This window comes from Shewanella sp. SG44-6 (assembly GCF_014164185.1).
GTDB lineage: Bacteria > Pseudomonadota > Gammaproteobacteria > Enterobacterales > Shewanellaceae > Shewanella > Shewanella vesiculosa.
The window spans coordinates 1-767 of the sequence record NZ_JACJER010000304.1 but is presented as its reverse complement, the minus strand read 5'-3'; the positions used below and the strand labels follow the sequence as shown (position 1 = coordinate 767).

At 47.8% G+C, this 767-nt stretch carries 2 protein-coding genes; both read left to right on the top strand.

Features of this window, described 5'->3' with window-relative positions:
- Window positions 1-37 precede the first annotated feature (37 nt).
- Window positions 38-529 carry a tyrosine-protein phosphatase gene (locus H5185_RS23535; protein WP_182743350.1) on the top strand — a complete coding sequence of 164 codons (492 nt, stop codon included), beginning with the start codon at window positions 38-40 and terminating at the stop codon, window positions 527-529.
- A 56-nt stretch (window positions 530-585) separates the two neighbouring features.
- The coding region (locus H5185_RS23530; protein ID WP_310741708.1) for a glyceraldehyde 3-phosphate dehydrogenase NAD-binding domain-containing protein at window positions 586-767 on the top strand (182 nt) is incomplete at its 3' end.

The following is a 767-nucleotide window of genomic DNA, read 5'->3' as shown; positions in this document are numbered from 1 at the left end:
GCCATGATTGAATCTTGGTTAGTGGGGTAACACTTAAATGTCACATCCATTTGATATTTTGCCGCTAGAGAGTGGTGCTAGGTTGATTTTTACCCCTTGCCCAGGGACTAAATCTGTCCCTGTGAAAGAAGCGGTGGCAATTCTTAAAGCGGCGGGAACTGAGGTCATCATAACCTTAATGCCACTTGCCGAATTGCAAACATTTGGTGTTGCATCATTGCCCGATATTTGCCATGAAGCGGGGATCCGTTGGTTGCATTTACCTATAGAAGATGATGCGGCACCCGCAGAGGCATTCGAGCTCGCGTTTGCGCGGCACAAAGCAGAACTGCTGACCTTGATGCAAAACAAAGCGACGATTGCGATTCATTGTCGCGGTGGTTCCGGTCGCACAGGATTAATGGCGGCAATCTTGCTGTTACTGGCGGGAGGCTCTTTGGCAGAAGTGATAACCCAAGTGCAATCCATTCGCCCTAATGCCTTAACCAATGTGCATCAACGTGGCTATATCGAACCGATAACGCTTTAATCTTAAACAAATAATATAAAACACCTAATATAAAACTGAGTGTGAAGGATGCAGGTATGACAATCAAAATCGGGATAAATGGCTTTGGCCGTATGGGACGTTTAGCATTACGCGCTGCTTGGGGCTGGGAAGAGGTTGAGTTTGTGCAGATTAATGATCCCGCAGGGGATGCGGCGACCTTAGCCCATTTGCTGACATTCGACTCTGTGCATGGTCGCTGGCAGTACGAAGCCAATGC